At 72.9% G+C, this 16449-nt stretch carries 11 protein-coding genes and 1 riboswitch; of the genes, 9 read left to right on the plus strand and 2 right to left on the minus strand.

From position 1 onward, the window contains the following. Positions 1 to 2 precede the first annotated feature (2 nt). The 5 genes from SM611_RS20345 (at position 3) to SM611_RS20365 (ending at position 9804) form a co-directional block, all read left to right on the plus strand. Positions 3 to 3056: a TcpE family conjugal transfer membrane protein gene (locus SM611_RS20345; RefSeq protein ID WP_371951419.1), complete on the plus strand. Its 3054-nt coding sequence runs from the start codon at positions 3 to 5 to the stop codon at positions 3054 to 3056. 166 nt (positions 3057 to 3222) lie between these two features. Continuing rightward, the gene (locus SM611_RS20350; protein WP_371951420.1) at positions 3223 to 5712 is read left to right on the plus strand and encodes an ATP-binding protein; all 2490 of its coding nucleotides are present in this window, start codon (positions 3223 to 3225) and stop codon (positions 5710 to 5712) included. After that, entirely contained in the window at positions 5709 to 8111 is a 2403-nt protein-coding gene (locus SM611_RS20355) for a type IV secretion system protein (protein WP_371951421.1), read from the plus strand. The genes SM611_RS20350 and SM611_RS20355 overlap by 4 nt, the downstream gene beginning before the upstream one ends. Further along, the gene (locus tag SM611_RS20360; protein ID WP_371951422.1) at positions 8111 to 8749 is read left to right on the plus strand and encodes a hypothetical protein; all 639 of its coding nucleotides are present in this window, start codon (positions 8111 to 8113) and stop codon (positions 8747 to 8749) included. The genes SM611_RS20355 and SM611_RS20360 overlap by 1 nt, the downstream gene beginning before the upstream one ends. Continuing rightward, positions 8746 to 9804, plus strand: coding sequence for a C40 family peptidase (locus tag SM611_RS20365; protein ID WP_371951423.1), 1059 nt, complete (start codon positions 8746 to 8748; stop codon positions 9802 to 9804). The genes SM611_RS20360 and SM611_RS20365 overlap by 4 nt, the downstream gene beginning before the upstream one ends. Positions 9805 to 9813: 9 nt before the next feature. Here the strand turns inward: SM611_RS20365 and SM611_RS20370 are convergent, their stop codons facing one another. Further along, on the minus strand, positions 9814 to 10338 hold the full coding sequence (locus tag SM611_RS20370; protein WP_371951424.1) for a MarR family winged helix-turn-helix transcriptional regulator: 525 nt from the start codon (positions 10336 to 10338) through the stop codon (positions 9814 to 9816). A gap of 61 nt (positions 10339 to 10399) precedes the next feature. On the opposite strand from SM611_RS20370, the gene SM611_RS20375 reads away from it, so the two are divergent. The 3 genes from SM611_RS20375 to SM611_RS20385 are packed head-to-tail and all read left to right on the plus strand — an operon-like array spanning position 10400 to position 12894. Further along, positions 10400 to 11671 carry an amidohydrolase family protein gene (locus SM611_RS20375; RefSeq protein ID WP_371951425.1) on the plus strand — a complete coding sequence of 424 codons (1272 nt, stop codon included), beginning with the start codon at positions 10400 to 10402 and terminating at the stop codon, positions 11669 to 11671. Positions 11672 to 11700: 29 nt separating this feature from the next. Then, positions 11701 to 12486: a Mut7-C RNAse domain-containing protein gene (locus SM611_RS20380; RefSeq protein ID WP_371951426.1), complete on the plus strand. Its 786-nt coding sequence runs from the start codon at positions 11701 to 11703 to the stop codon at positions 12484 to 12486. A gap of 27 nt (positions 12487 to 12513) precedes the next feature. Next, positions 12514 to 12894, plus strand: a complete 381-nt coding sequence (locus SM611_RS20385) for a (deoxy)nucleoside triphosphate pyrophosphohydrolase (RefSeq protein ID WP_371951427.1) — start codon at positions 12514 to 12516, stop codon at positions 12892 to 12894. A gap of 272 nt (positions 12895 to 13166) precedes the next feature. Here the strand turns inward: SM611_RS20385 and SM611_RS20390 are convergent, their stop codons facing one another. Next, positions 13167 to 14189, minus strand: a complete 1023-nt coding sequence (locus tag SM611_RS20390) for a C40 family peptidase (RefSeq protein WP_371951428.1) — start codon at positions 14187 to 14189, stop codon at positions 13167 to 13169. A gap of 7 nt (positions 14190 to 14196) precedes the next feature. Next, a riboswitch (cyclic di-AMP (ydaO/yuaA leader) is annotated at positions 14197 to 14346 on the minus strand. Positions 14347 to 14558: 212 nt separating this feature from the next. Between SM611_RS20390 and typA the strand changes: the two genes are divergently transcribed. Then, positions 14559 to 16412 (plus strand): translational GTPase TypA, encoded by a 1854-nt coding sequence (gene typA, locus SM611_RS20395; protein ID WP_371951429.1) that lies wholly within the window; start codon positions 14559 to 14561, stop codon positions 16410 to 16412. Positions 16413 to 16449 lie beyond the last annotated feature (37 nt).

Consider the following 16449-nt stretch of genomic DNA (forward strand, 5'->3'; position numbering starts at 1 on the left):
GCGTGGATCTACCCACGTACACGAACATCTGGCGTATCGAGAAGCGGCTCTACAAGCTGTACGACCTGCGGCTGCCCATGCCGCTTCCGCTCGTCCAGATCGGTGTGTTCCTCGGCGTCTTCGTGCCGTGGATCCTGCTGCTCAGGATCGTCGGCATCCCCTTCGAGTCGCCCTGGCACGTCCTCTACATCGTCCCGCCGGGCGTCCTGACCTGGATGGCGACGCGCCCCGTCATCGAGGGCAAGCGGCTCACCGAGCTGCTGCTCTCCCAGGGCCGCTACCTCGCCGAGCCGCGCACCTGGTGCCGCCTCACCCCGATCCGCGAACCCCGCGAAGTGGTGATCGTCGCCCGCGTCTGGCGCCGCACCGAGGCCCCCGCCCCGGTCGCCGCGATGGAACGCGCCGCCATCAAGTCCCGCCGCAGGCGCAGGCATGCGGACCCGGAGCCGACCCCGATCCCGGCCCGCCTGCCCCGCCCGGCGACCGCCGCGGCGCCCCCGCCCCTCGTCGAGTACGCCGCCCAGCGCGAACCCGAGCCCGTCCCGGCCGCGGCGCCCCCCAAGCCCTGGCGCCGCACCACCCGCGACATCTCCCACGAGGACGACGTCCTGCCCGTCCCCGCCGCCGAGATGGAACGCCCCCCGGCGACCCCCCAGCTGGAGACGCCCCCGGGCTCCGGCAAGCGCGCCCTGGCCTCCGGCGTCCGCCGCCCCGGCGCACCGGCCGAGTTCTGGCAGGCCGCCCAGCCCACCCGTCCCGACATCCCCCAGCAGACCCCGGCCGACATCCGCCGCACCGCCGAAGAGATCGCCAACGGCCCCCGCCCCGCGCCGGCCACCACGGAACGCACCCCCGCAGGCGGCCCGGCCGGAACCACCCCACCCGACGCCCACACCGCCGCAGGCCGACCGGTCGCGCCGCAGCGGCAGAGCCCGCCCCCCGCAGCCGAGCCCCCCCAGCCACCCCCCGTCCGCGCCGAGCCTCCGCACGATTCGGAGCAGGTCAGGGCGCAGGAGCCAGGATCTCCGACCACGGGCGCCGAGTCGTCGTCCGCGAGTGAGGTCGCTCAGCCGCCGCGCGTCCCATCCGACGCGCGGGCGGCCGGGCCCGCCGCTGCCGCTGCGCCCCAGCAACCCGAGTCGTCGGAGCAGACGAGGCCACAGTGGCCGGGCGTACCGGCCGCAGAGCGTGCGCGGACACCCGAGCCGTCGGGTGCGCGCGAGCCTTCCCAGACGCAGCCTGTCCGCGCTGAGGGTGATCCGTCCGATCTGCGGGTGGCCGGTCGTGCCGCTGGTGGTTCGTCTCCGGAGGGCGGGGCGTCCGGCGCTTCGCAGGAGTCGGAGCAGGTCAGGGCGCAGGAGTCGGGGTCTCCCGCCGCGGGTGCCGAGCCGGCGCCTGCGGGAGAGGTCGCGCAGCCGCCGCGGGTTCCGGCTGAGGACGTTCCGTCCGATGTGCGGGTGGCCGGTCGTGCTGCCGCGGCTCCGTCCCCTGGTTCCGAGTCGGAGCGGGTGAGGGCGCAGTGGCCGGGCGTACCGGGCGCGGAGGGCGCGCGAGCGTCCGAGTCGGCGGCTGCGGGTGAGGCTACCCGGACGCAGCCTGTGCGCGCCGAAGGCGGGGCGTCCGGGGCTCCGGGGCCTGCGGGCGGGGGCGCGCCGGGTGAGGCTTGGCCGACCGGGGTCGGGCAGGGGGGCGCCCCAGCGCCGGAGGCCGCTCCGTCCGAGGGTGGAGAGCCCGGGGACCGGAGGGTCGCCGGGGTGCGGACTCCTCCTCCGCCGCCGTGGGCGCCGCCGCCGGTCACGCGGCCGGACGTGCCGATGGTGCCCGGGGCGTTCGGGGCGCAGGGCGTGCAGCCGCCGGCGCAGGGCGGCCAGCCGCCGGCGCCGCGGCGGGAGCCGCCGAAGCCGTGGTCGGAGGAGCTGTCCAGGCCGCAGTGGCCGGCGGCCGAGAGGCCCGCGCCGCCCCAGCCCGCGCTGCCCCAGCCCGCGCCGCCCCAGCCCGCGTCGGCCCAGCCCGCGGCATCCCAGCCCGTGCCGGCGCCCGCGCCGCCGGTGGAGGAGCAGGCGCCGCCGCGGGAGGTCCGGTCGCAGCCGGCGTCCCCGGTGCGGCCGCGGCCGTTGCCGCCGCCACCGGCGCCGCCGCCGTCCGGGCCCGCGATCACGCCGCCGGGGCCCGAGCACGAGGTCACGACCGGCGGCCTGCGACGGCTCATCCATGCCGTCGGCGGCGGGCACGGCGAGGTCGACGCCGAGTACCAGCAGCGGTTGCAGCAGCCGTTCCACGGGACGCGGCACGTCGTGGTGCTCGGATGCACCGGCGGCGCCGGGCAGACCGTCACCGCGCTGATGCTCGGGCACACGTTCGCGCAGCACAACGGGGAGCCCGTCGTCGCGATCGACGTCAACCCCGGGCCGGGTGCGCTGGCGCGCCGGACGCGCAGCGACACCAACGAGACGCTGACCGGGCTCATCACGCGCGCCGACCAGGTCGGCAGCCTCACCGCCATGCGGCGGTACACCTCGCAGGCCAAGTCCGGGCTCGACGTGATCGCCGCGGGCAAGAACCCGCTGCAGGCGCTCGACGACCGGGACTACGCGCTCGCGATCCGCACGATCGACCGGTTCTACTCGGTGACGCTGCTGGACGCCGCGGCCGCGGTCGTCGCGCGCGTGCTGCCGTACGCCGACCAGATCGTGCTGGTCGCGCCGGCCAGCGCGGACGCGCCGCGCGCCGTGGCGATGACGTTCGAGTGGCTGGACGGCCACGGCTATGAGGAGCTGCGGTCCCGCGCGGTGACCGTCATCAACGGCGTGAGCCGCCGCAGCATGGACGACGTCGAGCAGGCCGAGGCCGTGGCGCGGGGGCGCTGCCGGGCCCTGGTGCGCATCCCGTGGGATGATCACCTGAGCATGGACCGCGCGCCGCGCAACGAGCTGAAGTCGTTGCGGACGCCGACGCGGCGTGCCTACCTTGCCCTTGCCGGTGTGGTCGCCGGAGGATTCACCGTCATGCCCGAGCGTTACCAGGAGCTTCAGCAGGAGCAGGAGGCCACCCGATGAGCGCCCCTCGCGGGCATCGAGCGGAGACCGGACGGGGCCGGGTGATCCTGGCGGACGCGTTCGACGTTCATGACCGTCCGGATGGTGAAAAGTCGCCCGGGCAGCCCTGCGCGGCCGCCCGCCCACCGGAAGAATCGTTGGTCGGAACCGAGGGCGGGAGGGCGGCATGAGCAAGTCCAGCCGGCTGGCCGTCCGGTACTTCGACGACCGCGTCCTGTTCACCGACCACGCCGCTTGGGCGTACTTCCGGCTGCCCACGGTGTCGTACGAGTTCACCACCGGTGAGGAGCGCGAGGCGCTCGCCACCAACATCACCATCGCGCTCGCGGGCATCCGCATGCAGGACGCGGAGGTCCACCTGCGGATCGCGCACCGCACCTACCCCGCGGCGGAGTGGGCGCTGGCCCTGGACCGGACGTCCGACGGCGGGCCGGGCTGGCGGGAGTACCTGGAGGAGACCTACGCCCACGTGTGGGCGAAGGACTTCTGGACCAAGGAGGTCTACCTCGGGGTGCGGCTCGGGCCGCGCGGCATGGGCGCGCACCTGTCCGGCGGTGTCCTGTCGCAGCTGCTCGGGCTCTACAAGCGCAGCGAGAACGTGCTCGGCGTCAACGACGACGCGATCGACAAGAAGGAGATCGCGCGCTGGACCGAGCAGGCCGAACGGATCGGGCGCGCGCTCGGCGGGTCGGCCCTCTACGCCCGCCACGCCACGTCCACCGAGGTCGCGTGGCTGTTCCAGCATGCCGTGACGGGGTCGCTGGCCGATCCGCCGCCGTCCGCCGTCCCGCGCAGGACGTGGGGCAAGGGCGAGATCGAGTCGCTGGTGGAGGGCGCCATCCACAACGGGCGCTCCTACCTGCGGATCGAGCAGCCCAACTTCACGGGCGCGGGCGGAGGCGCGACGGCCGCGTCGTATGTCGCGTACCTGTCGTTCGCCCGGTTCCCGGACATGATGCCGTTCCCGGACGGCGAGCCCTGGTTCCACTACTCCGACGCCCTCCCGTTCCCGGTGGAGATCAGCGCGCGGATGAAGCTGATCCCGCCGGCGAAGGCGTCCAAGGACGTGTCGCGGAAGCTGGCCCACGCCCGCGACATGGACCAGCACATCCGGGAGGCGGGCGCCGAGGCGCCGATCGCTCTCGCGGAGCAGATCGACGCGGCCCGCATGCTGGAGCACGGCATCACCAAGGAGCGGCTGCCGTTCGTCTACGGGTGGCACCGGCTGATCGTGTCGGCGCCGACGGAGGAGCTGCTCGCCCAGCGGGTGGACGCGGTGGTCGAGCACTACCGCGACATCGGCATCGACGTCGTGAACTCCACCGGCGACCAGTTCTCGCTGTTCCTGGAGTCGCTGCCCGGCGACCAGATCCGGCTCAACGCGTACGCGCAGCGCCAGCCGCTGCGGACGATCGCGGGCGGCATGCCGGTCGCGACCGTCGACCTCGGCGACCGTCCCGACGAGGAGAATGAGGGCTGGATCGGGCCGTACATCGGCGAGACGCTCGGCCGGGCCCGCGCCATCGTGCATTTCGACCCGCTCGTCGCGGCGGCCCGGAACCGTCCGACGGCGGTGGCGATCACCGGTGAGCCGGGCGGCGGCAAGACCACGCTCGCGCTGCTGCTGATCTACCAGATGGCGCTGCGCGGCGTCACGATCGCGGCGATCGACCCGAAGGGCGACGCGGAGTCGCTCGTCGAGCTGCTGAAGGCGCGCGGGCGCAAGGCGCGGATCCTGCCGCTCGGCTCGGCCGCGCCCGGCCTGCTCGACCCGTTCTCGTTCGGCGACGACCTCGCGACGATGAAGACGATGGCGACCGAGACGCTGCGGCTGCTGCTGCCGCGGATGTCGGAGGAGCGCGAGTCCGCCATGATCCAGGCGGTCGGCGCGGTCGCCAACGCCGAACGCCCGTCGCTCGGCCGCGTCGTCGACCACCTGGAGGCCGCCGACGACCCGGCGTCCAAGAACCTCGGCGCGGTGCTCCGCTCCATGTCGGAGATGAAGCTCGCGCGGCTGTGCTTCGACCCGTCCGGCGGGGAGCGCATCGACACCGAGGGCTGGACGACCGTGTTCACCCTCGGCGGCCTCACGCTGCCGGACGTCACCATCTCGCGGGAGGACTACTCCTACGAGCAGCGCCTGTCGGTCGCGCTGATGTACCTGGTGTCGCAGTTCGCGCGGCGGCTCATGCACGGCCTCGACCGGCGCCTGCCGAAGGCGATCTTCCTGGACGAGGCGTGGGCGATCACGTCGACGCCCGAGGGCGCGAAACTGGTGCCGGAGGTGTCCCGCATGGGACGCTCCCGGAACACCGCCCTGATCCTGGTCTCCCAGAACGCGGGGGACCTGCTGAACGAACAGGTGACGAACTGCCTGTCGTCGGTGTTCTCGTTCCGTTCCACCGAACGGGTCGAGGTCGGCAACGTCATGTCGCTGCTCGGCGTCGAGGCGTCCGACGAGCACAAGGCCGTGCTGCGCAACCTCGGCAACGGCGAATGCATCTTCCGTGACCTCGACGGCCGAGCGGGGCGCATCGGCGTCGACCTGATCTCCGAGGAACTGCAGCGTTGGCTGGACACCAACCCGACCCGGTCCCGTCCGGGCGCGTCCGAACTCACCGTCGCGGGGGCCGAGGTCCAGGAGGTCAGTCGATGAGGGGTCCCCGCGACCGGACGATCGCGCGCCTTCAGCGCTCGCCCGGCGAAGGGCTCGACCGCGCGGTCCTGGACCGCCGTCCCGGCCGCCGCCGGCGGAGGCTTCCGCGCACCCGCCGCTCCGTCCTCGTCATGCTGGTGGCGGCGATCTTCGTGGTCATCCTCTCGCCGATGGCGAGCGCGGGGCCGTTCTCGCCGAACAGCCCGTGCCGGCCGGCCGACAACCCCGCACCCGAGCAGTACGGGTCGGGGACGGACGGCATGATCAAGCCGCCCGACTACCCCAACGACAAGCTGCAGCAGACCAAGGTCGAACAGCTGACCTACTACGACCGGTACGGCACCGCAGGCCAGACCTGGTACGCGGTCGACATGGACTGCTCGGACGCGATGGCGCTCATGGGCAACGCCCTCGCCAACACGACGTTCACGATCGTCCGGGCCGTCGACCGGACGACGATCAGCGTGTACCAGGCCGCCGCGTCCGACTCGCTGCTCGGCTGGCTGAAGGACACCGTCGACGGCGTCATCAGCAACATCGGCAAGACGTTCAACGCGCGCTACTGGTCGTGGGTGGTCATCCTCGGCGCGATGTGGCTCGCCTGGTGGGGGCTGGTCCGCAAGCGGGCCAGCAAGGTCACCGAGGGCGTGATCTGGATGGTCGCCGCCATGGTGGCGCTCATCTGGCTGATCGCGCGCCCGGCGGACTTCACCACGCTCGGGACGAAGACGTCCGAGGCGACGAGCGCCGCGTTCAACGCGGCGCTGCCGCAGAGCGACACCAAGGGCGCGACCTGTATACCGAGGCCGGACGGCAAGCCCGATCCGGCGGCCTCCCAGAACCTGGACGCGACGACCCGCAACGCCAACGGGCTGTGGGTGGCGCTCGTCTGCAAGCCGTGGCTGCAGGGCGAGTTCGGCACCACCGACCCCAACGCGAAGATCGTCAAGGAGAACGCCGACAAGCTGCTGTGGTCGCAGGCGGTCGACCTGCCGGAGACCTACGGCGACAACAAGGTCGACCTGGGCAAGAAGGCCGACGCCTACAAGGACGTCACGAAGAACATCAAGGACAACCACCCGCAGACCTATTCGCTGTTCCAGGGCAAGAACTGGCAGAACCGGCTGGCGGTCGCGTTCGGCGGGCTGTTCGCCGCGCTGGTCGCGGGGCTGCTCATCATGGTCATCGCGATCGCGCTGATCGTCGTGAAGATCGCGTTCCTGCTGCTGCTCGTCGCCGGGCCGATCTTCCTCGGGATCGGGATACATCCCGGCATCGGACGGGTCATCGCCGTCCGATGGCTCGAACTCCTGCTGTCGATGCTGCTGAAACAGGCGGCCCTCATCGGCGTCCTGTCGCTGCTGCTGTGGGCGTACGGACTGATCCTCGGCGAGACGCTGCCGTGGGGCCTGCAGGTGCTGCTCATCGCGCTGGTGACCTTCGCGGCGTTCATCTACCGCAAGCCGTTCCAGCACCTGTTCTCCGCCGTCGGCTACTCGGCGGTCGGGTCGCGGGACAAGAGCGAGGCGCAGCTCAACAAGTCGGTCGCGGAGGCGCGCCGGAGCACCGCCGCGGTCGCGGGCGCCGCCGTGCCGGGCGCGGCCGGCTACCGGCTGGCCCGGTGGGCGAAGCGCGAGGCGACGTCCGAGGGTGTCGCGCCGGCGGCGCAGGGCGACGCGTCGACCGGTACCGCGGTCGCCGTCGCCGACCGGCGGGCCGGTGCTGGGGCGGGCGAGGGCCCGTCGCCGGAGGAGGCGCCGGTGCTGGCGGCGAAGCCGCGCGGCGCGGGCGCCGTGGTGGCGCGGCAGGGCCGGTCCCGGCGGGGCGCCCCGCCGCTGAACCTGCCGACGCGGGCGGGCGCGCTCAGCGATCGCCGCGCCGACGACGGAACGGCGGCGACCACCCGGCCGGGCGGCGTCTCGCCGGCGAAGGGCGGCGCCGGTGGCGGCGCGGGCGCGGGCGCGGCGGCCGGTGGCGGGAAGCCGTCGTCCGGTGCGGGGCCCGGGAAGGGCACGGTCCGTCCGACCACGTGGTCCGGCCGAGGCGGCGTCAGCGGTGGCGGCGACGACGGCGGTTCCGGCGGGGGCGGCGGCTGGTTCGCCGGCGGCCGGACGTCCGGCTCGACCGACCGCGGCCGCGGCCGCGCGGGCGGCGACTCAGGTGGCTCGGGCGGCTCGGGCGGTGGTTCCGGTGGCGCGGCGCCCGCGGCGAACGTCCCCCGGCAGCGCGGCGGTTCGGGCGGTGGCGCGTCCAACGGCGCACCGCCGGCCCAGGGCCCGGGCGGGCGGCGGCAGCCCCCGCCGCTGTGGGGACGGCGCGGCTCCGAGGAGGGCCCGCCGATCCCGTTCTGGCTGCGTCCGGTGGACCGCCCGTCCGGTGAGCCGGAACGGGACGAGTGATGAACCTGAACGACCGCCGGCGCAAGCTCCTGTTCGCGGGGCTGGTCGTCGTGCTCGCCGCCGTCGGCATCTACCTGACGGTGGCCGCGCCCGATGACGGCGACGACCGGACCGAGGCGCGGCCCAGCGCCAGTCCCACGGCCGGTCCCGCCGGCCCGGAGTCCCCGCCGCCGGGAATCCAGCAGGCCGTGAACCCGGGCGACTTCGACATCTACCGGCTGCTGCCGTTCTCCCGGCAGGAGTTCGCCACGGCGGCGGACCTCGCCCAGCGGTTCGTCGCCGCCTACGAGACGTACCGCTACGACGAGCCCCCCGAGACCTACATGGGGCGCCTGTCCGGCCTGGCCACCGACGACCTGGGGCAGCAGCTCGGCCGGGACGCCGCGACGCCGGGCCTGCTGGAGGAGCGCCGCCGCGAGCAGGTCGTCGCGCAGGGATCGGCGTCCCTCGACCAGGTGCGCACCATCGAGAACAACTCGGTCATCTTCCTGGTGACGGGCCGGCAGCAGTTGACGAAGAGCGGCAAGGAGAGCAGCGAGAGCGAGCAGTACGCGGTGACCGTCGCGCGCGACGGCGGCTCCCTGAAGGTGTACGCGTTCCAGCCCGCGGACGCCGGGCAGGCGGGTGACACCGGATGACCCCGCGCCGGTTGCTGCTCGCGGGCGGCCTTGGCGTCGCCGCGGTGATGTTCGTCGCGCTGGTGTTCGTCCCGATCCTGTTCGGCGCGAGCCAGTTCATGTTCGGCGGCGGGGTCGGCGGCGGGGGCTGCGTGGACGTCGCGGGCGCCGACGCCCAGCCCGCGGCGGCGGACGACGCGAAGGCCGTCCCGGAGAACTATCTGAAGCTTTACCAGGAGGCGGGCAAGAAGTACGGCATCCCGTGGAACGTGCTGGCCGGCGTCGGCAAGGTGGAGACCGACCACGGCCGGTCGACGCTGCCGGGCGTCGGCAGCGGGGAGAACTACGCGGGCGCCGGCGGTCCGATGCAGTTCCTGGCGGCGACGTTCAAGGCGTTCGGCGTCGACGGGAACAAGGACGGCAAGAAGGACCGCTACGACCCGGCCGACGCGATCCCCTCGGCGGCCGCCTACCTCAAGCACAACGGCGCCCCGCAGCGGATGAAGACCGCGATCTTCCAGTACAACCACTCGTCGGACTACGTGGACCTCGTCCTCGACTGGGCGAAGCGCTACGTCGGCGGTGACTTCAAGGTCGTCCAGGCGAACGGCGTCAACTGCGAGGACAACGAGCTGCCCGCCAACGTCGGCGCCCTCGTCCAGCAGATCATCCAGTTCGCGCTGGCGCAGCGCGGCAAGCCGTACGTGTTCGGCGCGAACGGCCCGGACGCGTGGGACTGCTCCAGTCTCATCCAGGCCGCCTACCGGCAGGTGGGGCTGAACCTGCCGCGCACGACGTTCGAGCAGTGGCCGTTCGGCGTGAAGGTCGGCAAGGGCAGGGAGCAGCCGGGCGACCTGGTGTTCTTCAACTCCGGGCCGGGGACGTCGGCGGGCAGTCCCGGGCATGTCGGAATGGTCATCGGCAGGGGCAAGATGATCGTGGCGAGCTGCTCGACGTGCGTGCCCGCGATCGGCGTGAAGACCTACAAGCGGTCCGACTGGGTGGGCGTGACCCGTCCGCTCGCGCGCCCCGACTTCAAGGAGAAGGTCGGCGAGCTGGCCGTCCGGCAGCCCTGATCCGCGCGGTCAGCGGAACCGCCGGTCGCCGACGGACAGCAGGAGGACGCGGAGCGCGTCGGCGGCGTCCCGGACGTCCGCCTCCGGGACGCGGCCCAGGACCTCCTCGTGTGCGGCGCCGGCCGCGCGCAGGGCCTGCTCGGTGATCCGCAGCCCCTCCGCGGTCAGCTGGACGAACCGGCTGCGGGCGTCGCCGGCGTTGGCCTCGCGCTCGATATGGCCCGCCTTCTGGAGGCGCTGCAGGACGTTGCTCGTCCCGCCGGAGGTGAGGAACGCCGACCGGGTCAGCTCGCTCGGCCGCAGCCGGTACGGCTCGCCCTCGCGGCGCAGGACGGTCAGTACCTCCAACTCGGCGTAGGTGAGGCCGAGTTCGGCGAGCGCGGGCCGCATCGCCTGCTGGACGAGCATGGCGATGCGCCCGGCCCGTTTGCCGACCTCCAGCATCGCGACGAGCGGCTCGGACAGCCCGTCCCGCCGCCACGTCCCGGCCACGGCGTCGATGTCGTCCCGGCGCTCCCCATGGTCTGCCTGCACGCACCGAGGATACTCACTCAGCATATTGCTTTCTAAAAAGCTTTTCCCTAACCTTTGTGGAATGACATCTTCACTGCTCCTCCGGAACGGCACCGTCATCGACACCGACCCGGTCCCGACCGTGCTTGCCGGCGCCGACGTGCTCGTCGAGGACGGCCGTATCGCCGCGGTCGGCCCCGGCCTGCCCGCACCCGCGGACGCCGAGGTGGTCGACGCGACCGGACGCATCGTCATGCCGGGCTTCGTCGACACCCACCGGCACACCTGGCAGGCCGGGATCCGCGCGATCCTGACCGACGCGACCCTCCCCGCCTACCTGGAACGCGTCCTCGGCGAGCTGGCGCCCCGCTACCGCCCGGACGACGTGTACACCGGCACCCTCGCCGGCGCGCTCGAATGCCTCGACTCCGGCATCACGACACTGGTCGACTGGTCGCACATCCAGCTGAGCCCCGGCCACACGGACGCGAGCATCGAGGCGCTCCGCGCGTCCGGCATCAGGGCGGTGTTCGGCTACTGCCACGGCGGTGATGGCGACCTCGAAGCCGAGACCCGCCGCGTCCACCGCGAGTACTTCGGCGCCCCCGCCGGCACGCTCAGCATGGCGATGGCGGCGCTCGGCCCGGAGATCGCGCGCGAGGACCGCGTGCTCGCCGAGTGGCGCCTGGCCCGCGACCTCGGGCTTCCGGTCACCGTCCACATGGGCGGGCACGGACCGGAGAGCGCCGCACGCGGCCTCGCCTTCCTCGCCGGCAACGGGCTGATGGAGCATCCGACGACCTACGTGCACGCCAACCACTACACCGACGAGGCGCTCAAGCGGATCGCCGCCGCGGGCGGGACGGTGTCCGTCGCGCCGACGATCGAGGCCGCCCTGGACATCGGCCCGCCGCCCACCGGACGGGCCCGGAACGCGGGCGTCCCCACGGGCCTCGGCGCCGACACGGTCGCGAGCGGCCCCGGCGACATGTTCTCCATCATGCGGGCCGCCTACCTCCTGGAACGCGGACGCCCGAACCTCTCGTTCGGCACGGCCGACGTCCTGCGGACGGCCACGATCGAGGGCGCCGAGGCCGCCGGGCTCGCGGACGTCACCGGATCGCTGACGCCCGGCAAGCAGGCGGACCTGCTGGTCCTGCGCACCGGCACCCTCGGCGTCGCGGCGGCCCACGACCCGATCGCGGCCGTGGTCCTGTCCGCGGACACTCGCAACGTCGACACCGTCCTCGTCGGCGGCCGCGTGGTCAAGCGCGGGGGAGAGCTTCTGGAGCGGGACGTCCCGTCGCTCCTGGACTCGCTCTCCGCGTCCGCCGCACGGCTGGCCGGACGATAATTGCTCGGGGAACGCCGGCGACGCGTGGCATGCTGATCGGCGTGGAGCCCGAGATAAGCATCCGCGTCGCCGGCGAGCTGCTGATGTTCCTGCCCGCCGCGCGGCGCGTGGCCGTGAACCGGGTGCCCTTTGACGGGACGTCGACGCTGGGGCACCTCGTCGAGTCGCTCGGCGTGCCCCTGCCCGAGGCGGGCCCGATGACGATCGGCGGCGCGGCGGCCGACCCGTCCACCCGGCCGGAGGCGGGCGACGAGGTGCACGTGGCGGCGGTGCCGCGCCCGCAGCCCGTGCCGCTGGAGCCGGGCCAGGCCGCGCCGAGCTTCCTGCTGGACGTGCACCTCGGCACCCTCGCACGGCGGATGCGCCTCCTCGGCCTCGACACCGCCTACCACAACGACATGGACGACCCGGCGCTGGTCGTCCAGGCCAACGCCGAGCGCCGCGTCCTGCTCACCCAGGACCGCGGCCTCCTGCGCCGCCGCGCGCTGTGGTTCGGCGCCTACGTCCGCGGTTCCCGCGCGGACGACCAGCTCCGCGACCTCCTCGACCGCTTCGCGCCCGTCCTCCGCCCGTGGACGCGCTGCACCGCCTGCAACGGAACCCTCGTCCCCGTCGATAAGCACGAGGTCGAAGGCGCCCTGCGGGACGGGACGCGCCGCACCTACGACATCTACGGACGCTGCGCCGACTGCGGCCAGGTCTACTGGCGCGGCGCGCACGGCGACCGGCTGGAGGAGATCGTCAGGGAGTCGACGCGGCTGGTCGCGTCCGTCCGGGGCGACGGGCACCCCAGGGCCGCCGTATCCGAGACATAGCGAGAGGGGCTGGTTGCGATCGATCCGATGGTGGTGGTGGGCGCGGCGATCGTCTCGGACGGCCGGCTGCTGAGCGCGCAGCGCGCGGAGCCGCCGCACATGGCGGGCGGCTGGGAGCTGCCGGGGGGCAAGGTCGACCCCGGCGAACCGGACGAGGACGCCCTGGTCCGCGAGTGCCACGAGGAACTGGCGATCAAGGTCCGCCTGATCCGCCGCGTCGGCGGCGACTGGCCGCTGAGCGAGCGCGCCCTGCTCCGCGTCTGGACCGCCGAGATCACCGAGGGGGAACCCCGGCCCCTCGAACACCTTGCACTCCGCTGGCTCACCCCCCAAGAGCTCTACGACGTCGACTGGCTCCCCGGCGACCGCCCCGTCATAGCCGCCCTGGCCCAGGGCGACTACATCTAGCCCTCACCGCACCCCGCACAGACCGAGGCCATGACGTCCTTGAGCCCAGCCATCGCCGACCTCCACGTTGCGATCGCGTCCGAAGGCAGGTTCAAGCGAAGCGAGAACCTGATCGCGCAGCGAGCCGCAAGGCGAGCCGGAGCGATGCAGCGATCGCCGCCTCGCCCGTGGAAGGGAGGGCGCTCCAGCGCCCGACCGCCGAGGGCGAGGCAAATGAGCTCGAGGGCTTCCTGCCGCGCCGCAGGAAGCCCCCGACATCTGTGGGGGAGCGGTCAGGTGATGCGGTTGGCGCCCGCGAAGTCGGAACGGTCCGACAGCCGGGAGATCTTCACCACATCGCCGGTCTGCGGGGCGTGCAGATACTTGCCGTCGCTGAGGTAGATGCCCATGTGGTGGAGGTTGCTGCCGAAGTAGACGAGGTCGCCGGAGCGAAGTTGGCCGCGGGAGACCTTCGTGCCGAGCTGGTACAGGTCGCCGGTGTAGTGCGGCAGCCCGGACTTGCCGACCTGGGCGTAGGCCCAGACGACGAGGCCGGAGCAGTCGAAGCTGCCCGGACCGGCGGCGCCCCACACGTAGGGGGAGCCGAGCTTGCCGTACGCCTTGCGGGCCATCTTGGCGGGCAGGTCGGAGCCCTTGATGGTCGCGGTGAGGCCGGTGCGCGGGTCGCTGGCGCTCGTGGTGGACAGCTTGTCGAGGCGCTTCATCACCTCGGTGACCTTCGACTTCGCCTCGGCGCGCGCCTTCTTGGCGCCCTCCCAGGCCTTCTTGACCTGCGCGGTCTTGGCCCCGGCGTCGCGTTCGGCGGCCTCGGCCTGATCGATCTGCCGCTGCAGGGCCTTGACGGCGTGCGCCTGGTTCTCGACGAGGTAGGCGCTGTCGGACAGCCCGTCCGGGGAGCCGCTCGCGCCGAAGATCGCGTCGGGGGCGCCGGCCATGTAGTTCGCCGCGGCCATCCGGCCGAGCTGCTCGCGGGCGGGGGCGGCCTGGTTCCGCAGGGTCTGGGCCGTCCTGGCGGCGTCCCGCTGGGCCTTCTGCGCGGCCTTCAGGTCGACGCGGGCCTTGTTGAACTTCTCCGTGAGGATCTCGGCCTCTTCGTTGAGCGCGTTGAGGCTCTTGCGCAGGCCCTTCTCCGTCGTCGGAGTGGGGCTCGGCGCCGCCTCGGGCGCGGCGGCCAGCCGGAACGGGGGCGCGGCGTGGGCGGCGACGGGCGCGGTGGCGCCGAGGCCGATCAGGAGCAGGGCGGCCGCGGTGGCGGCGGGCGTGACGCGCCGCCGCCGGTGGGGGTCCGGTGCCAAGCCGGTGTTCTCCTCTCCTCGCGCGCCTACCGGGTTAGCTGACGGGTTCGGGCCAGGAGTCGCCCTACGGCGCGCGCCCTGCGGCGTGTGCCGATTCACCCCGATTGCGTGGGTCCCCGGTTCTCCCTGGAGACGGGAGATTCGGCGTTCCGGCCGCAGTCCCGGGGGGTGGGACTCCGCACGACCGGATCTCGGGCAGATTACAAAGGATGGGCAAAGTTGGCGAATCGGGGCCGGAGTGACGCCCGTGAAGGCCGTGCCGCAAGGGGGTGGACGCGCGGGGGATGGGCGGCGCACGGCGGCGCGTAGAATGGAGTGCTGCCGCGTATCTGCGGCGACTCTCCTGAAACCTCACGCAAGGTAACCCGCATGCCCATCTCCACGCGCGACGACCTCCGGAACGTCGCGATCGTCGCCCACGTCGACCACGGCAAGACGACGCTGGTCGACGCCATGCTCTGGCAGTCCGGGGCCTTCCGCGAGAACCAGGACGTCGACGACCGGGTCATGGACTCCAACGACCTGGAGCGCGAGAAGGGCATCACCATTCTCGCGAAGAACACGGCCGTCAAGCACAACGGGCTGACGATCAACATCATCGACACCCCGGGCCACGCCGACTTCGGCGGCGAGGTCGAGCGCGGGCTGTCCATGGTCGACGGCGTCGTCCTGCTGGTGGACGCCAGCGAGGGCCCGCTCCCGCAGACCCGGTTCGTGCTGCGCAAGGCGCTCGCCGCGCGGCTGCCGGTGATCCTGGTCGTGAACAAGACCGACCGTCCCGACGCCCGCATCGACGAGGTCGTGGACGAGACCTACGAGCTGTTCATGGACCTCGACGCCGACGAGGACCAGATCGACTTCCCGATCGTGTACGCGTCGGGCCGGGCCGGGCGCGCCTCGCTGAACAAGCCCGCCGACGGCGCCATGCCGGACAGCGAGGACCTGGAGCCGCTCTTCTCGGTGATCACCGAGACGATCCCGGCGCCGTCCTACGACCCGGACGCGCCGCTGCAGGCGCACGTGACGAACCTGGACGCCTCCAGCTACCTCGGCCGGATCGCGCTGTGCCGCGTCCACGCCGGGACGATCAAGAAGGGCCAGCAGGTCGCCTGGTGCCGGCACGACGGCAGCATCGAGCGGGTGAAGATCACCGAGCTGCTGATGACCGATGCGCTCGCCCGCAAGCCCGCCGAGGCGGCGGGGCCGGGCGACATCATCGCGATCGCCGGCATCCCCGAGATCATGATCGGCGACACGATCGCCGACGCCGACGACCCGCGCCCGCTGCCGCTGATCACCGTGGACGAGCCCGCGATCTCGATGACGATCGGCACCAACACCGGGCCGATGGCCGGCCGCGAGAAGGGCACCAAGGTCACCGCCCGCATGGTCAAGGACCGCATCGACCGCGAGCTGGTCGGCAACGTGTCGATCAGGGTGCTGCCGACCGAGCGGCCGGACTCCTGGGAGGTGCAGGGCCGCGGCGAGCTGGCCCTCGCGATCCTCGTCGAGAACATGCGCCGCGAGGGCTATGAGCTGACCGTCGGCAAGCCGCAGGTCGTCACCCGCGAGATCGACGGCAAGCGGCACGAGCCGGTCGAGCGGCTCACCGTCGACATCCCCGAGGAGCACCTGGGCGCGGTCACGCAGCTGATGGCGGTCCGCAAGGGCCGCATGGAGCACATGACGAACCACGGCACCGGCTGGGTCCGGATGGAGTTCCTCGTCCCGGCGCGCGGCCTGATCGGGTTCCGCACCGAGTTCATGACCGAGACGCGCGGCACCGGCATGGCGCACCACGTCTTCGAGGACTACGAGCCCTGGTTCGGCGAGCTGCGCACCCGTCCGTCCGGCTCCCTGGTCGCCGACCGCTCCGGCGCCGCGACCGCGTACGCGATCACCAACCTGCAGGAGCGCGGCACGTTCTTCGTCGGGCCGACCACCGAGGTGTACGAGGGCATGATCGTCGGTGAGAACTCCCGCTCCGACGACATGGACGTCAACATCACCAAGGAGAAGAAACTCACGAACATGCGCTCGTCCACCGGCGACGAGCTGGAGCGGCTCACCCCGCCGCGCATCCTCTCGCTGGAGGAGGCGCTGGAGTTCTGCCGCGAGGACGAGTGCGTCGAGGTGACCCCGGCGAACGTCCGCATCCGCAAGGTCGTGCTGGACGCCAAGGAGCGCGAGCGCATGCGCGCCCGCACCAAGCGCGCCGGCTAAGGCCGCCAGGCGCAGCGTAAAGGGCGGCCCCGGGGTT

The organism is Actinomadura monticuli (assembly GCF_041463655.1).
Taxonomy (GTDB): Bacteria; Actinomycetota; Actinomycetes; order Streptosporangiales; family Streptosporangiaceae; genus Spirillospora; species Spirillospora monticuli.